Origin of the sequence: Epibacterium ulvae (assembly GCF_018678075.1) — a bacterium.
Lineage (GTDB): Bacteria > Pseudomonadota > Alphaproteobacteria > Rhodobacterales > Rhodobacteraceae > Epibacterium > Epibacterium ulvae_A.
In genome coordinates this window covers 79,038-94,583 of sequence record NZ_JAHHIR010000030.1, presented here as the reverse complement: position 1 = coordinate 94,583, position 15,546 = coordinate 79,038, and the positions used below count along the sequence as shown (strand labels likewise).

Annotated in this window: 12 protein-coding genes; 7 read left to right on the top strand and 5 right to left on the bottom strand. The window is 57.3% G+C overall.

The window, feature by feature from the left end; translation table 11 throughout:
• Positions 1-60 precede the first annotated feature (60 nt).
• Positions 61-954 carry a LysR substrate-binding domain-containing protein gene (locus KMP13_RS08245; protein ID WP_215265365.1) on the bottom strand — a complete coding sequence of 298 codons (894 nt, stop codon included), beginning with the start codon at positions 952-954 and terminating at the stop codon, positions 61-63.
• A 108-nt stretch (positions 955-1,062) separates the two neighbouring features.
• On the opposite strand from KMP13_RS08245, the gene KMP13_RS08240 reads away from it, so the two are divergent.
• Entirely contained in the window at positions 1,063-2,175 is a 1,113-nt protein-coding gene (locus KMP13_RS08240; RefSeq protein ID WP_215265364.1) for a TauD/TfdA family dioxygenase, read from the top strand.
• Positions 2,172-2,909 carry a class II aldolase/adducin family protein gene (locus KMP13_RS08235; RefSeq protein ID WP_215265363.1) on the top strand — a complete coding sequence of 246 codons (738 nt, stop codon included), beginning with the start codon at positions 2,172-2,174 and terminating at the stop codon, positions 2,907-2,909. Before KMP13_RS08240 ends, KMP13_RS08235 begins: the two co-directional genes overlap by 4 nt.
• 84 nt (positions 2,910-2,993) lie before the next feature.
• Here KMP13_RS08235 and KMP13_RS08230 read toward each other — a convergent pair whose 3' ends face one another.
• Together KMP13_RS08230 and KMP13_RS08225 are read right to left on the bottom strand one after the other, a co-directional pair.
• Positions 2,994-5,504: a CoA transferase gene (locus KMP13_RS08230; RefSeq protein WP_215265362.1), complete on the bottom strand. Its 2,511-nt coding sequence runs from the start codon at positions 5,502-5,504 to the stop codon at positions 2,994-2,996.
• Positions 5,505-5,553: 49 nt separating this feature from the next.
• Positions 5,554-7,224: a GMC family oxidoreductase gene (locus tag KMP13_RS08225; RefSeq protein WP_215265361.1), complete on the bottom strand. Its 1,671-nt coding sequence runs from the start codon at positions 7,222-7,224 to the stop codon at positions 5,554-5,556.
• Positions 7,225-7,360: 136 nt separating this feature from the next.
• On the opposite strand from KMP13_RS08225, the gene KMP13_RS08220 reads away from it, so the two are divergent.
• From KMP13_RS08220 to acuI, 3 genes are all read left to right on the top strand, one after another.
• Positions 7,361-8,284, top strand: a complete 924-nt coding sequence (locus KMP13_RS08220) for a LysR family transcriptional regulator (RefSeq protein WP_215265360.1) — start codon at positions 7,361-7,363, stop codon at positions 8,282-8,284.
• Positions 8,285-8,357: 73 nt separating this feature from the next.
• Entirely contained in the window at positions 8,358-9,005 is a 648-nt protein-coding gene (gene acuR / locus KMP13_RS08215; RefSeq protein WP_251363735.1) for an acrylate utilization transcriptional regulator AcuR, read from the top strand.
• A gap of 15 nt (positions 9,006-9,020) precedes the next feature.
• A complete protein-coding gene (acuI, locus tag KMP13_RS08210; RefSeq protein ID WP_215265359.1) occupies positions 9,021-10,013 on the top strand; it encodes an acrylyl-CoA reductase (NADPH) in 993 nt (330 codons plus the stop codon).
• Positions 10,014-10,031: 18 nt separating this feature from the next.
• On the opposite strand, the gene KMP13_RS08205 is transcribed toward acuI, so the two are convergent.
• Complete coding sequence (locus KMP13_RS08205) at positions 10,032-10,811, bottom strand: hypothetical protein (protein ID WP_215265358.1); 780 nt, start codon at positions 10,809-10,811, stop codon at positions 10,032-10,034.
• Between the two features lie 156 nt (positions 10,812-10,967).
• Positions 10,968-12,230 (bottom strand): MFS transporter, encoded by a 1,263-nt coding sequence (locus KMP13_RS08200; RefSeq protein ID WP_215265357.1) that lies wholly within the window; start codon positions 12,228-12,230, stop codon positions 10,968-10,970.
• A 195-nt stretch (positions 12,231-12,425) separates the two neighbouring features.
• Between KMP13_RS08200 and cyoA the strand changes: the two genes are divergently transcribed.
• A complete protein-coding gene (cyoA, locus tag KMP13_RS08195) occupies positions 12,426-13,487 on the top strand; it encodes a ubiquinol oxidase subunit II (RefSeq protein ID WP_215265356.1) in 1,062 nt (353 codons plus the stop codon).
• Between the two features lie 23 nt (positions 13,488-13,510).
• Positions 13,511-15,544, top strand: coding sequence for a cytochrome o ubiquinol oxidase subunit I (cyoB, locus tag KMP13_RS08190; protein WP_251363734.1), 2,034 nt, complete (start codon positions 13,511-13,513; stop codon positions 15,542-15,544).
• Positions 15,545-15,546: the final 2 nt, after the last annotated feature.

The window sequence follows — 15,546 nt, the reverse complement described above, 5'->3', positions numbered from 1 at the left end:
TGGTCCGTCCTTTTGTTGGGCGGACTCTACACTAATCTGGAGGAGTTTTAGGGGCTCAGGTCAAACCCAGTTCGCTTCTTCTACGGCCCAGTCGAGGAACTTTTGCGTTGCTTCCTTGGTGCTTGAGCTGGCGGAATAGGACAGGTAGTAGCCGGTGCCAAAGTTATGGGTTGCTGCGGGCCATTGTTTGAACGAGCCGTCGTCAACCAGACGCTGGGTAATGGAGCGCCAGCCCAACATGATGCCACGCCCGTTCAGCGTGGCCTGAACCGCCTGCACATAGTTGTCAAAGGTCTCGCTGGGGCGCGGTGCACGTGATAGGCCGCGCTCCTTGAAATAGTCAGACCAGCTTTGCCAGCGCGGTCCGCCGCCAGACCTGACCTCAATCAGATAGGCGGTGTTCAACGGCCCCCGCTCCACAGCACGGTCCACGACATCCGGCGTGCCGACCGGGCAGACCACCTCATCAAACAGTTTCACCGTTGTCCCGTCCTTCCAGTCGCCGCGCCCATAGCGCAGGGCGATATCGGTACCGCGCGACAGGATGGGGCGATCCGAGGGCGGCGCTTGGATGTTCACCGTGATCTCCGGGTGGCGGTCATAAAACCCGGATAGGCGCGGCATCAGCCACTGGGTTGCCATGCCGATGGTGCAGCACAGCGTAATTACAGTCTCGCTCAACCCCGCCTCTTCGCGGATCTCAACGATGGTGTCTTCGATCAGGCTCAACCCGTTGCGGGTCGCCCGCGCCAGACGTTCGCCGGCCTCGGTTGGAATGGCCGGTTTGGCGCTGCGGTCCATCAGATCCGCGCCAATCTCCTGCTCTAGACTGCGCACCGCCTGTGAAATTGCAGGCGGCGAGACATTCAACAACTGCGCGGCACGCTGCATGGAACCAAGACGGCAGACAGCGTCAAATGTTTCCAGCAGGCGCAAGGGGGGAAGACGGTCCATAAGTTAACTCCAAACTTAACTTATGTTCAGGTTTTCAGATCTTTTATTCAAGTGTTTTTCGCAGGCATAATTACAGGGAAAATCACATATCGGCGAACAGGACCAGCCATGAACATTCACGCCCCCCAAGACAGCAGCGTAGCCCTCGAGGAAAAAGGCCTCTGGGTTAGCCTGCATGGTGCAGAGGCCAAATACTTCAACTATTACTGGCTGCGCGACAATTGTCCCACGTCGTTCAACACCACCACGCGTGAACGCACCTTTGACATTTTCCATCTGGAAACCGCACCAAAAGCGACAGCAGCTGAGGTTCAAGGCGAAGATCACGTGACCCGCATGCCCGTGGCAACATTAGATGTATACGCCACAGGCAATCCCCGGTTTGACCCTGCCGATCTGCCTCGCACAGCTTGGTTTGGCGACCACTATCCTGATGTCACACGGTTCACCTTGGACGAGTTGAAATCCGACAAAGACAAGCTCGGCACTTGGTTGGAAGCCATGATCGTCGAAGGCATCTCGGTCATCACCGACATGCCAGACACCGACGACGCCCTGACCGAATTGGCCAATCTGGCCGGTGCGGTGCGTCCGACGTTCTTTGGCAACTATTTCGATGTGCACACGCATATCAACCCGACCAACACCGCCTATACTGCGGCGGCGCTTGAGCTGCACACCGACGTGCCGGCCGAAGAATCCGCGCCAGGCATCCAATACTTGCACATGCGGGCCAATTCCGTTGACGGGGGGCTGAACCTCTTTGGGGACGGTGTTGCTGCGGCCAATGATTTCCGTGAGATCGACCCCGAAGGCTTCCGCCTGCTGGCGGAGACCGAAATCCCGTTTTATTGCGAACATGACACCTATGACATGCGCAGCTACCAGCGGGTGATCGAGCTGGATCACCACGGCGAAGTTTCGGGCCTGACCATTAGCCAACACATGCTGGATCTGATTGATCTGCCGCAAGAGGTTCTGGACGACTACTACCCTGCGTTCTGCCGGTTCGGAAAGCTGTTGCAGGACGACAAATACATCATGAAGTTCACGCTCAAAGCCACCGAATGCATCGTCTTTGACAACCACCGTATCGTGCATGGGCGCGCGGCCTATTCGGCCACCAGCGGTGAGCGGTATTTGCGTGGCACCTATACCGACCGCGCCGAGCTGCGCTCGACCTATCGCGCGTTGATCTCTGAAGGGCGGTTCAAAGCATGACCGCGCCAGACACACTCACCCAGTTGCGCCAGGATTTGGCAGCCGCTTTCCGGCTGTGTCACAAATTCGGGTGGAGCGAGTCCGTCGGTAACCACTTTAGCGCAGCTGTGTCCGAAGATGGGCGCCAGTTCCTGCTGAACCCCCGCTGGCAGCATTTTGCGACCATCCGGGCCAGCGATCTGTTGCTGCTGGACGTGGATGACGACACGGTCATGTCAAGCCCCAATGCGCCGGATCCATCGGCCTGGGCGGTTCATGGGACCCTTCATGGTGCGGTGCCGCAAGCGCGGGTCATGTTGCATTGCCACTCCCCCTATGCGACGGCGCTGGCGTGCCTGAAGGATCCGACGCTGATCCCGATGGACAACAACACCGCGCGCTTCTGGGGGCGGGTTGGTTACGACCTGGAATTTGGCGGGATCTCTGACAGCTCTGAGGAAGGTCTGCATCTGGCTGAGGCGATGCAGGGCAATACAGTGCTTGTTATGGGCAACCACGGGGTGACCGTCACGGGCGAGACCGTCGCCGATGCGTTTGAGGACCTGTATTTCTTTGAAAAAGCAGCCAAGACGCAAATTCTGGCCCTGTCCAGTGGTCAACCGATCTCAGTCCTGAGCGATGAGATTGCGCGCAACACGGCCGAGGGCTGGGAAGCCTATCGCGGGATGGCGCAAAACCACTTTGAATACCTCAAATCGTCCCTCGACCAAGAAGATCGCAGCTGGCGCGATTAGATCAGCGCCTCTGGTTTTCCAAATAGGTTTCACAAACTGAAACGGCCAGCATCTGCTGGCCGTTTCAGTTTGTGTAGTCTGCCGTCAGCTTGGCAGGTATTCTGCGCTCCAACTCTCGCTCACCCCGCCCGAGCGGATCATCGCATCGATCGCTTGATCCACATACCCCAGCTCTTTTAGAACGCTGCGCGTCGAAGCGCCGAATTTCTCGGAAGGGCTGAGCGCGCAAACCTGCCCGCGGGTCGTGCGCACGCCATAAGGATCCAATTGCGTGACCTCGTGCCCGCAGGGATGATCCGCATAGGTTGAGAAGGAATAGCTGCCATTGTCTGTCCCCGGTGTGCCATCCGTAGGGCGTGCATTTTCCGAGCGCAGCGCGTCGATGTTGTCGCAAATCGCCACCCCAATATCTGCGGCGCGCAGACGCGTTACCCACTCTGTGGCCGGGTGCTGCTGGAACGCCGTGGCGAGAAACGCCGCGCGCTCGTCCACGGGGATATCCGGCAGATCGCTAAGCCCATCCACCTCGCGGAACCGCGCCAGATCGCTTTCATAAGCGCTAAGCAGGATATAGGTGCCAGACGCGGTCCAATAAAAGCGGGACAGATCGTCATAGCCATTCAGCTCGGGCCCTGAGGGTTCATCAAACAGGCCCCTGCCCCGATAGTCATAGGCAAACGGGATCTGCAGCAGGCCACTGTTGGCCGCCAGCGAAGTGCGCCCGCGCCCGATACGCCCATGGCGGTACTTCTGATACAGCGCCGCCGCCACGCTGAGCGCGCCGCCAAAGCCGCACATCACGTCGATGGTGCCCACATGCGCATGTTCTTCGGGCCGATCCATCGCGCCGCCGAACCGCAGCATGATGCCGGTCACCGCCTGCACCAGATCGTCATAGCCAATATAATCGGTCCGCACCCCGCGCCGCACGCCCGAAAAACAGTCCAGCTTGCAGAAGATCGCATTGGGGTTGAGACGGCGCAGGCTTTCGGCGTCCAGCCCCATCCGCTTGATCTGGGTATCCGGTGCATTCCAGACGATCACATCCACGCTTTTTACAAGGTCTTCAAACACCTGACGCCCGTGGTGGGTTTTCATATCCGCCAGAATGGAGCGTTTGCCCCGCATCTGCGACAGACCATAGATCACCGTATTCCAGCAGTCATAAAGCGGCTGGGAGGGGTCGAGCTTGATCACCTCGGCCCCGAACCGCGCCAGGTAGCATGCGGAATGGGGGCCCGCGATCACATTACACAAATCCAGGACACGCAGGCCGCTCAACCAACCGTCCTGGGCATTCGCCTCAGAGGGTGCCGGAATTTCCGTGCGATGTTTCATGAGAATCGTCATCGCCTCATCAAAGGAGACCCAGCGACGGGGTTCCGGCGCCAGCGACTCCTCTCCACTTTCTTCCAGCCAGACAACCGGGCCGGGCTGGGTCATCTCACCATATTCTGGGTCATAGACGTCGATCATCAGGCCGGATTGTTCGGCATATTCATCGTTCACCCACTCCTGCAACCAACGCTGCGGTGCGGCCGGCACGCCGCCACGCCCAAACATCCGCTGCCATTCGTGGGAGGTCCGGGTCATAAAGACCTCTTTCATCCGTTCGGCCAATTTGTCGGCCCAGAATTTCGGCATCGGATAGACCCCAAGCGAAGTATCCGAGGACCATTCGGCGTAGGGTTTGTAGGTGTCCTCTTCCGAGGTCAGACCCTCGTCGACCATTTCATCATAGATGCCGAGGATTTCGAGGCAGCGTTTTGCGTGGTGCTTATGGCTCGGGCAGACCACATAGAACATGCGCCCATCCTTGCACATGTAGCTGCGAAAGAACGGGTCCAGCAGCTCCTGCAGGTCCTCATAGGTCACATTCATCGGCAGACCTTCGGTCCGGCGTCGCATGATCTCGACTTCGCGCTGGGTCAGGTAGCGTTCAGGCATGTCGGCCACGCTGATTGAGTTGTAACACAGCCCTTCCATGACCGCCGCCGCCAAGGGGACTTCGATCTGATCCCCCAATCCGGTGATCTGGCGCGATTGCAGCGCAAGCACCGCGGATGAGGCCCCAATTTGTGCGGCATACGCGGATGCGAGCGGCAGCGGCGAAAAGGATGGGTTGAACCCCATCAAAACCCGGTTCAAGCCCATGTCGGTAAACACGCCGGAGCTTGCAGCAACCACGCTTTCAAAGGCTCGCTGTTCCCGCCGCGCCTCATCGTTCGACGCAAATCCCGGCAGCGAAAGGGTGATCAGCTCAGGGCGCTCCGCGCGCATCTGCACAAAATCAAGCCCCAGTTTCGCCAGCTTGCCGGGGCGGAAATTTTCAATGATCATATCCGCTTGCGCACATAAGTCACGCGCCTTGGCCAGCCCGTCCTCGGTCTTGAGATCCAGATTGACGATGACCTTGTTTCGGTTCAGCGCAGCATTGGCCGGACTGTCCCACATGGGGCCAGTGGGCGGATCAATTTTGACAATGGTCGCGCCCAGATCCCCCAACAGCATGCCCACCGCCGGGCCTGCAATATATTGCCCAAAATCGACGACCTTGACCCCGTATAAGGGGAGATTTGAAAAGGAGCAGTACATTTTCCCTCCAGAGCCCATCTATCGGAGCTGTCTTGTCAGAAGATCGAAGTTATTCGCCAGCCAAAACCCAACGCGCGGCTTTTTCCGCAATCATCAGGGTTGGCGCATTTGTGTTGCCCGAGGTGATTTCGGGCATGACCGAAGCATCCACCACCCGCAGCCCCGCCACGCCTTTAAGGCGCAAGTGCGGGTCAAGAACGGCCGTGTCATCGTCGGCATGGCCCATTTTCACAGTGCCAACGGGGTGAAAAATGGTGGTGGCAATGTCGCCCGCCAGCTTGGCCAACTCGTCGTCACTTTGATATTGGATGCCCGGTTTAAACTCTTCCGGCGCATAGGCGGCCATCGACGGTTGCGCCATAATCTCACGCACTTGGCGCAGGCTGTCAGCGGCAACTTTGCGGTCATCTTCGGTATCCAGATAATTGGGCGCGATCTTGGGCGCGTCCTTGAACCGAGGGGACGTGATCATAACCGAGCCACGGCTGGTCGGGTTAAGATTGCAAACCGAGACGGTCATTGCGGGAAAGCCGTGCAGTTCCTCTCCAAACGCCTCAAGGCTGAGCGGCTGCACGTGATATTCAAGGTTTACATGTTTGCGCGCCGGATCCGACCGGGTGAACGCGCCCAGCTGGCTGGGCGCCATGGACATTGGGCCGGACCGTTTGAACGCATATTCAAGACCGATTTTCATCTTACCGACCAAGGAATTCGCCAGCGTGTTCAACGTCGCGGTTCCATTGACCTTGAACACCGCGCGGATCTGCAAATGGTCCTGCAGGTTTTGCCCCACATGCGGCGCGTCCAGCGCGACGTCTATTCCGTGGCGCTTCAACACGTCCGCCGGTCCAATGCCGGACAGCTGCAAAATCTGCGGTGAATTGATGGCACCGGCGGAGAGGATCACCTCTTTTTGGGCTGTCACCGCAATGCTATTTCCCTGTCGATTGACCAAGACACCTTTGCAACGCAACGCTCCGCTGTCGTCATGCTCAAGGGTGAGTTTTTCCGCCAGCGCCTCAGTCCAGATGGTGAGGTTCGGGCGGGTTTTCGCGGGGCGCAAAAAGGCTTTGGAGGTGTTCCAGCGCCATCCAGACCGTTGGTTCACATCGAAATAGGCCACCCCGGCGTTGTCGCCGCCGTTGAAATCATCGGTCTTCTCGATGCCAATCTCGGTTGCGGCGTCCGCAAAACTGTCAAGCACATCCCACCGTAGGCGCTGTTTTTCCACGCGCCACTCACCGCCATGGCCATGCGCGTCGGAAAAGCGGCCATTGCTGCCGGTGGCTGGGTCGCCTTTGTCGAGCTTGTAGTGGTCCTCATGCGCTTTGAAATCCTCAAGCGCGTTGTCCCAGTTCCAGGCCTCTTCGCCGGTGAGAGTGGCCCAGTTGTTGTAATCGCGCGCCTGCCCCCGCATGTAGATCATGCCGTTGATCGACGAACAGCCGCCCAGGGTTTTGCCACGTGGATAGAGAAGCGATCGCCCGTTCAGCCCTGTGTCGGCCTCGGTCTTATACATCCAATCGGCGCGGGGATTGCCGATACAATAGAGGTACCCAACCGGCACATGGATCCACGGGTAGGTGTCGGGTTTGCCCGCTTCCAGCAACAAAACCCGATTTCTCGGATTGGCGCTGAGCCGGTTTGCCAAGAGACATCCCGCCGAGCCTGCGCCGACGACGATATAGTCAAACGTCTCACTCTCAGCGGGTGTGCCCATGATAAATTCACCTTTTTCTCCCGGTCGGCGATGCGATCAAACCTTGATCAAACACCGCGCGTTTTCCGGCACGCTAGGGCCAGGATTTCAAAAACGCTAATGACAAATTTGAGTGGACAATATAGAAATTTTTTATATGAGAGACCTGCCAACCTTAAACGCGCTTCTGGCGTTTGTAACCGTCGTGCGCGAAGGCAGCGTGAGCGCGGCCGCCGATGTGTTGAACCTGACCCAGCCTGCGATCAGTCACCAGATCAAACGGTTGAGCGAGGATACGGGTCTGACCCTGTTTAAACGGACGTCATCGGGGCTTCAGCTCACCTCCGAAGGCGCAAATCTGATCGCACTGGCCGAACGCACCCTAAATGCGGCAGCCGATTTTCAACGCAGCGCCCGCAAACATGTGGGGCGGGTCAGCGGCAAGCTCAGGATCGGGACGATCGTTGATCCGGAATTCATTCGCTTGGGACAGCTGCTGAAAACGCTGAACCAAGACTACCCGGATGTCGCGACAGAACTGCGTCACGGGGTTAGCGGGGAGACCATTGAACGCATCAGGCGCAACCAGCTGGACGCCGGGTTTTACCTGAGTAAACCGGAAGATATCGAACCGGAACACTCGAAACTGGGAGGCGACCTAAGCGCGGTCAAATTGGCGGATTTTTCATATCGCGTTGTGGGCCCCGTCGGCTGGCAGAAAAGCATCGAGACCGCATCCTGGGAAGAACTTGCCGCCCTGCCGTGGATTGGCACGCCCGAGAATTCCGTCCATCACCGATTGTTGAAAACCGTATTTGCTCAGCATGGCTGTACGCAGAATGTCGTGGCTTTGGTGGATCAGGAATCCTCGATGATGGAGATGGTACATTCCGGGATAGGTCTGTGCCTCAGCCGGGAGTCCATCGCGCTGAACCAAAAGCAGTCCGTCGGCATCGCGCTGTGTGAGACGGTGGCGCTGCCCGCGTGCCTCAGTTTTATCACCCCAACCCAGCGCGCAGAGGGGCCGGTTATTGCGGCGCTTTTACGGGTCATCCGGGGTCTGTGGCAACAAGCATTATAAGGTATTTTTTCATCGTGACGTTTTATGCAGGTTTCCTTTGCATTTATTAGACGAATCCGTCTAATAAATATTCATGACCTCACAACCGTCGCCCAACGCCCCCTCATCCCCCCGTCGTCGCGGCCGCCCCCGCCGCACGCCCGAGGCATCAGATGTACGCAACCGGTTGGTCCGGGTCGGCTTGGAATTTTTGACCGAAAAAGGCTATGGCGCGTCCAGCGTGGATGAAATCCTAAAGACCGCAGGCGTGCCCAAGGGAAATTTCTATCACTACTTCCGCTCTAAATCCGACTTTGGCATAACCCTGATCGAGGCCTATGATGCCTATTTCCTGCGCAAGTTGGATGCGACCTTTCTGAACACCGACCGGCCTGCCATCGCGCGTGTATCGGATTTCGCAGAAGACGCGATCGCTGGCATGGCGCGGCACGACTTCAAACGCGGCTGTCTGGTTGGAAACTTGGGCCAAGAAATGGGCACCCTGCCCGAGGCCTATCGCGCCAAGCTGACCGCAACGTTTGAAGGCTGGCAAGCCCGCCTTGAAACCTGTTTGCGGCAGGCCCAAAGCCAAGGTGATTTGGACGCGCACAAGGATCCTGCCAGTCTGGCCGCCTTTTTCTGGATCGGCTGGGAGGGTGCGGTGCTGCGCGCCAAACTGGAGCGCGATCCCGCACCGCTTCGGCTGTTTATGACCACCTTCATGACACTTCTTGCCCCCTAGAATAAAGGTTCGACCATGTTTGCATCTATCCTGATCGAGAATGAGAACGACAGTTACACCGCGCGCCTGACCGAGGTTGATGAAGCGGATTTGCCCGAAGGGGATGTGCTGGTCGACGTTGCCTATTCCACGTTGAACTACAAAGACGCGCTGGCGATCACAGGCAAAGCACCGGTTGTGCGCAGCTTTCCGATGGTGCCGGGTGTCGATTTCTCGGCCATTGTGCGCGACAGTAGCCATCCGGATTTTACACCCGGCGACAAGGTGGTTCTGAACGGTTGGGGTGTTGGTGAGAAACATTGGGGCGGTTTGGCCGGGCGCGCCAGGGTGCGTGGCGACTGGCTGGTCAAACTGCCCGAAGCGATCAGCCTGAAACAGGCGATGGTCATTGGCACGGCGGGCTATACCGCGATGCTTTGTGTTATGGCGCTGGAACAAAACGGCGTGCGCCCGGATCAGGGAGAGATCCTTGTGACAGGGGCGGCCGGGGGCGTGGGCAGCGTGGCTGTCACCTTGCTCGCGGGCAAAGGCTATCAGGTGGCTGCCGCCACAGGTCGTCCCGAAGAGGGCGATTACCTAAAATCCCTTGGTGCGACAACCATTGTTGGACGGGAGGAATTATCGGGAAAAATTCGCCCACTGGCCAAGGAACGCTGGCCTGCCGCGATTGATGTTGTCGGCAGCACCGTTCTGGCGAATGTATTGTCTGCCATAAAATATGACGGCGTTGTCGCGGCCTGCGGGTTGGCGGGCGGTATGGATCTGCCGTCGTCGGTGGCCCCGTTCATTTTGCGCGGCGTGACCCTTTCCGGGGTCGACAGTGTTATGGTGCCGCGTGCAAAGCGTGAAATGGCCTGGGCACAGCTGGCCGAAAACCTGGACACGGCCAAGCTGGATCAGATGATGGTCGAAGTGCCATTGGACCGGGTGATCGAGACCGCGCCCAAATTCCTGACCGGCGAGGTGCGTGGCCGCGTGTTGGTCCCGATCGCACCGGATCTGGCATAGCCTTTGGGCACGTGGCGTTTATTGGGTCGCTGAACCCGATGACGCCTGCCACTCCCGCCGACGCGGTGCGTGACGTTTTACGACGGCGACTGTTTTGCGGGTAATAAAAATAGCGTCCATCCATGAGACCAGACGGTTTTCTTCCTTCGTGACATCGGGGCCGTGGTTTTGGGCGCAGACCATGGCCATCTGCAACCGGTTGAAATAGCTCCAAAAGCTTTCGGTGTGATCCGCGTATTGCGAGCCCTCTTCCGTGGCCAGGAAGCTGGTATGGACGTCTTCTACAATATAGACCCCACTCGGCGGCAGCAGCGGAAACAGGGTTTGAAAGCCGATGATCTGGTGCGACCAGAAATGTGACGCATCATCCAGAATGACCGATGGCTGATACTTTTGGAAAACCCGCCGCAGAAAACGGGGGCGGGCAGCATTGCCGATCTCGATATGAATGCGGTCTTCCTCAAAAGTTTTGGAGATGCCGCGGATATCCACACCAACGATACGTGCATTTGGGAAATAAGATTTCCACGTTCTAAGCGACGGCGCGCGACGGCTGGGAATACCCACGCCAAGCTCCAGCATCGAGAAATTCTTGTCGCGGTAAGGGGTCAACAGATGCTCATAAAGGCGCATGTAGTCGTGGCGCTTGGAGCTTTTGTCTGTCTCTGCCGAAATGGCCAGCGCGTCCAGATCGCCGCGCGGCAACAGATCGGCAACCTCGCGGGGGAAAACATCGCCTGCTTGGTCTGACGTTTGCTCGTTGTCGTGCTTGAGGGGTCCGTCGCCCAAATCCTGCATACCGCTCTCCGTCAACTCATACCACTACGTGAACTTTCGATAAGTGTTAACACATTCTAAAGGAGACATGCTGTCAGAATTGAGGCAGGTAAGGCCCAGATAAGAGAAAGGCGCAGGCAATGCCCGCGCCTTAGCCATTTCATTGGGGAGCGCGCGTCAGGTCGCGGCTTCGCTGTTTGACAGGATTCGCAGCGCGACAAATGTCACCACCGCACCAGACAACAGGTAAATCCCCGCCGCCCAAAGGCCGATCCCGACCACCAGACCCAGACCAACCAGCGGCGCAAAGGCTGCGCCCAGGATCCAGCTGATATTGGTCGCAAGCGCGGTACCGGAATAGCGGTATTTGCGTTCAAACCGGCGCGGTACGATGGCGCTGGCCTGACCATAGGTGAGGCCGAGAACAACAAACCCAAACAGGATGAAAATCGCCGGGTTCGTCGCCAGCGTGCCCACCAGAAGACACAGCACCAGAATCAACCCGGTCGACAGGCCAAGCACATAGCGTCGTCCAAACCGATCCGCCAAAAGACCCGTCGCAATCACCGCAAACACGGCCAATGTACCGCCGATCAGCTGCAGGAACAGAATGTCCGAAATGTCGCGCCCCGTGAACAGCGAAGTAATCCCCAGCGGGAAGACCGTCACCATGTGGAACAGCGCATAGCTGGCCAATGGCAGAAAGGCCGACAACAGGATCGGGCGCCACTGGGTTTCAATCAGTTCCCGTATGGGGGCCGATGTCACCAGCTCCTCTTCGACGCCCCAGTCCGCGTTCAAAAGACGCAGCCGCGCAAAGAGAGAGACCACATTCACGGCAAACACCGCAAAGAATGTGAATCGCCATCCAAAGGTGAAGAATTCTTCTTCGGTCAGGAAGCCAGTCAGCACATAAAACAGCGATGCGGCGACCACGAACCCGATGGGTCCCCCCAGTTGCGGCACCATTGCATAAAAACCTTGCTTATTTTCTGGCGCACTGTGCTGCAATTGTAGCGTCAAACCGTCCCAGGCACCCCCTAATCCCAAGCCCTGACAGATGCGCAAAACCGCCAGTAGAATCGGTGCCCACCAACCAATGGACTCGAACCCTGGCAGCATGCCAATGGCGACTGTGGCAGTGCCCAAGATCAGCAAGGCCAGGGTCACTTTGCCCGCGCGACCGATCTTGCGCTGGATCATACGTCCGGACATTGACGCCACCGGACGGGCCAAAAACGCCAAGGAAAAGATCGCAAACGACAGCAATGTCCCGGTTACGGGATCAAACGTTGGAAAAAACAACCTGGGGAAGACCAGGGCGGATGCAATCGCGTACACAAAAAAGCCAAAAAAATCTGTCACACGCGCCATGACAACAGTGATCACCACCTCGTCGATTGTCGCCTCGTGCAGATGCGTATTCTCTACGCTATTCATATAATCCTCCTCTTCTCCTACGGGGGATCATGCATGGGGTTGCGGCCTCCATCAAGTAAAAGACCATTCACCGAGACATCATTTGTCGCATTGCAACCTGTTGAGACTTGGAGCAAAAGACCCGCGCTGGCCGCCTGAGACTGACGGGCAAGCGTACTCCTCCTCCTCAAAGTCTCACCTTGTGAGAAAGACTCAATGAAACGCGCACTTATTGCATCGACTCTCCTGTCGACCCTCCTCCTATCTGGATGCAATCTGGTTGTTATGAACCCTTCGGGTGACGTCGCGGAACAACAAGCGAACCTGATTGTATACTCCACCATACTCATGCTGATCGTCATCGTGCCTGTTATCGCGTTGACGGTTTTCTTTGCCTATCGGTATCGCGCATCCAACACGGATGCTGCATATGAACCCGATTGGCACCACTCCACCACGTTGGAGATCATTATCTGGTCAGTGCCCCTGGCCATTATCATCTGCCTGGCAGGCCTGACCTATGTGGCTACCCACCGGCTGGACCCTTACAAACCATTGTCGCGGATTTCTGCGGACCAGCCTATCGACGAAAGCGTCGAGCCGATGGTCATTCAGGTTGCGGCGATGGATTGGAAATGGCTGTTCATCTATCCCGAACTTGGCATTGCCTCTGTCAACGAAGTGGCCGCCGTCGTGAATCGCCCGATTGAGTTCCAACTGACCTCCACCACAGTTATGAACTCCTTCTATGTGCCTGCGCTGGCTGGTCAGATCTATGCCATGTCCGGCATGCAGACCGAGCTGAACGCGGTGATCAACGAGCCGGGTGTCTTCAAAGGCTTCTCCGCCAACTACTCTGGCGAGGGATTTTCGCAGATGCGGTTCAAGTTCCACGGGCTGAACGAAGCCGGTTTCGACACTTGGGTCGAAAAGGTTCGCGGCGACGACAAGGTGCTGGATTCCGACACTTTGGAAGCGCTGAACCAAAAGAGCATTTCCCACCCCGTTACCTATTATGGGCGTCTCGAAGACACCCTATGGGAGCGTATCGTCAACACATGTGTCAACGGCGAAGATCTGTGCCGGCACGACATGATGATGGTCGATGCATTGGGTGGCGGTGGCCTGGAAGGTCTGTGGAACCGAGATATGTTCCGCGGCATCTGCTCGGCTGATGATCCCGGTGCTCTGATGGCTCTGATCCGTCCTGAACTGCGTATCAATAAGGATGACTTGGTCACGGCAATGACGCTGACCGCTCCTGTGAACGCAAACTGAAACGACAAATAGTAGAGACCGCTATGGCTTCTCAAGCTCATCATGGCACCAGTGCTTCGGCACCTGACGTGCATCCCTTTTGGGGAAAGCTGTCCTGGGACGCGTTCCCCTTCCACGAACCAATTGTTCTGATTACCTTTATTGGTGTCGTCCTCGGCGGCCTCGCGCTGGTTGGCGCGCTGACTTACTTCCGTCTTTGGGGATACCTTTGGAAGAACTGGTTTACCTCAATCGACCATAAGAAAATCGGGATCATGTATATGATCCTGGGCCTTGTCATGCTGTTGCGCGGCTTTGCCGACGCGCTGTTGATGCGGGGCCACCAAGCCATTGCTGCTTCGGGCGGTGAGGGCTATCTGAATGCCCACCATTATGATCAGATCTTTACCGCGCATGGTGTGATCATGATCTTCTTTGTAGCGATGCCCTTTGTCACCGGATTCATGAACTATGTGATGCCGTTGCAGATCGGCGCGCGCGATGTGGCGTTCCCGTTCCTCAACAACTTCAGCTTCTGGTTAACGGTGTCCGGGGCAATCTTGGTCATGGTTTCACTCTTTGTGGGTGAGTTCTCGACCGCTGGTTGGTTGGCCTATGCACCGTTCTCAGGATTGGAATTCAGCCCCTCGGTTGGGATGGACTACTACCTGTGGGCGCTCAACATTGCCGGGATCGGCACAACCCTGTCCGGCATCAACCTGGTGGTGACCATCGTCAAGATGCGTGCACCGGGCATGGACTACATGAAGATGCCTATTTTCGTGTGGACCACGCTCTGTACCAACGTGCTGATCGTGGCAACCTTCCCGGTTCTGGCCGCAACCCTCGCGCTGCTGACCGCGGACCGGTATCTGGGCACGCATTTCTTCACCAATGATCTGGGCGGTAGCCCGATGATGTATGTGAACCTGATCTGGATCTGGGGTCACCCTGAGGTCTATATTCTGGTTCTACCTGTGTTCGGGATCTTCTCCGAGATCGTTCCGACCTTCACCGGCAAACGTCTGTTTGGCTATGCCTCGATGGTCTATGCGACCTGTGTGATCATGGTTTTGTCCTACATTGTTTGGCTGCACCACTTCTTCACCATGGGGGCGGGTGCCAATGTGAACGCCTTCTTTGGGATCACCACGATGATCATCTCGATCCCGACGGGGGCCAAGATGTTCAACTGGCTGTTCACCATGTACAAAGGCCGGGTGCGCTTTGACGTGCCGATGTTGTGGGTCATGGGCTTCATGATCACCTTTGTGATTGGGGGCATGACCGGCGTTCTGCTTGCTGTTCCGCCTGCAGATTATGTGCTGCACAACTCGCTGTTCCTGATTGCGCACTTCCACAATGTGATCATTGGCGGCGTGGTCTTCGGCATCTTTGCCGGTATCGTCTACTGGTGGCCCAAGGCCTTTGGCTTTAGCCTTGATCCCTTCTGGGGCAAGGTCAGCTTCTGGTGCTGGATCATCGGCTTTTATCTGGCCTTCATGCCGCTTTATGTGCTGGGCCTGATGGGTGTCACACGCCGTCTGAGCCAGTTTGAAGACACGTTCTATTCCATCTACTTCATCGTAGCTCTGGTGGGTGCGCTGTTTATCGCAGCCGGTATCGGTGCCTTCATCGTGCAGATCGTTGTGTCCATCATGCGCCGCAAAGAGCTGGCGGATGAAACCGGCGATCCCTGGGGGGGACGTACGCTGGAGTGGGCGACGTCTTCGCCTCCGCCGTACTACAACTTTGCCTTTTCACCCAAAGTGCATGAAATCGACGCCTTTACCCATATGAAGCGCGAAGGTTACACACGGCCCACCGATGGCTTTATGCCGATCCATATGCCCCATTACACCGCAACCGGTGTGGTGTTGGCGGGTCTGCTGACGGTCATGGGCTTTGCACTGATCTGGCATATCTGGTGGCTGGCGGCAGCAAGCTTTGCAGCGGCGCTGATCTATGGCATCGGACATACCTTCAACTACAACCGCGACTATTACGTTCCAGCCGCAGAAGTGCGTGAGATCGAAAATCTGCGCACCCAGCAGCTGGCCAAGGCAGCGGAGCAATGACA

Excerpts from the sequence above, each read along its gene's own strand:
- KMP13_RS08245 (WP_215265365.1), bottom strand. The coding sequence starts at position 954 with ATGGACCGTCTTCCCCCCTTGCGCCTGCTGGAAACATTTGACGCTGTC.
- KMP13_RS08240 (WP_215265364.1), top strand. The coding sequence starts at position 1,063 with ATGAACATTCACGCCCCCCAAGACAGCAGCGTAGCCCTCGAGGAAAAA.
- KMP13_RS08235 (WP_215265363.1), top strand. The coding sequence starts at position 2,172 with ATGACCGCGCCAGACACACTCACCCAGTTGCGCCAGGATTTGGCAGCC.
- KMP13_RS08230 (WP_215265362.1), bottom strand. The coding sequence starts at position 5,504 with ATGTACTGCTCCTTTTCAAATCTCCCCTTATACGGGGTCAAGGTCGTC.
- KMP13_RS08225 (WP_215265361.1), bottom strand. The coding sequence starts at position 7,224 with ATGGGCACACCCGCTGAGAGTGAGACGTTTGACTATATCGTCGTCGGC.
- KMP13_RS08220 (WP_215265360.1), top strand. The coding sequence starts at position 7,361 with ATGAGAGACCTGCCAACCTTAAACGCGCTTCTGGCGTTTGTAACCGTC.
- acuR (WP_251363735.1), top strand. The coding sequence starts at position 8,358 with ATGACCTCACAACCGTCGCCCAACGCCCCCTCATCCCCCCGTCGTCGC.
- acuI (WP_215265359.1), top strand. The coding sequence starts at position 9,021 with ATGTTTGCATCTATCCTGATCGAGAATGAGAACGACAGTTACACCGCG.
- KMP13_RS08205 (WP_215265358.1), bottom strand. The coding sequence starts at position 10,811 with ATGCAGGATTTGGGCGACGGACCCCTCAAGCACGACAACGAGCAAACG.
- KMP13_RS08200 (WP_215265357.1), bottom strand. The coding sequence starts at position 12,230 with ATGAATAGCGTAGAGAATACGCATCTGCACGAGGCGACAATCGACGAG.
- cyoA (WP_215265356.1), top strand. The coding sequence starts at position 12,426 with ATGAAACGCGCACTTATTGCATCGACTCTCCTGTCGACCCTCCTCCTA.
- cyoB (WP_251363734.1), top strand. The coding sequence starts at position 13,511 with ATGGCTTCTCAAGCTCATCATGGCACCAGTGCTTCGGCACCTGACGTG.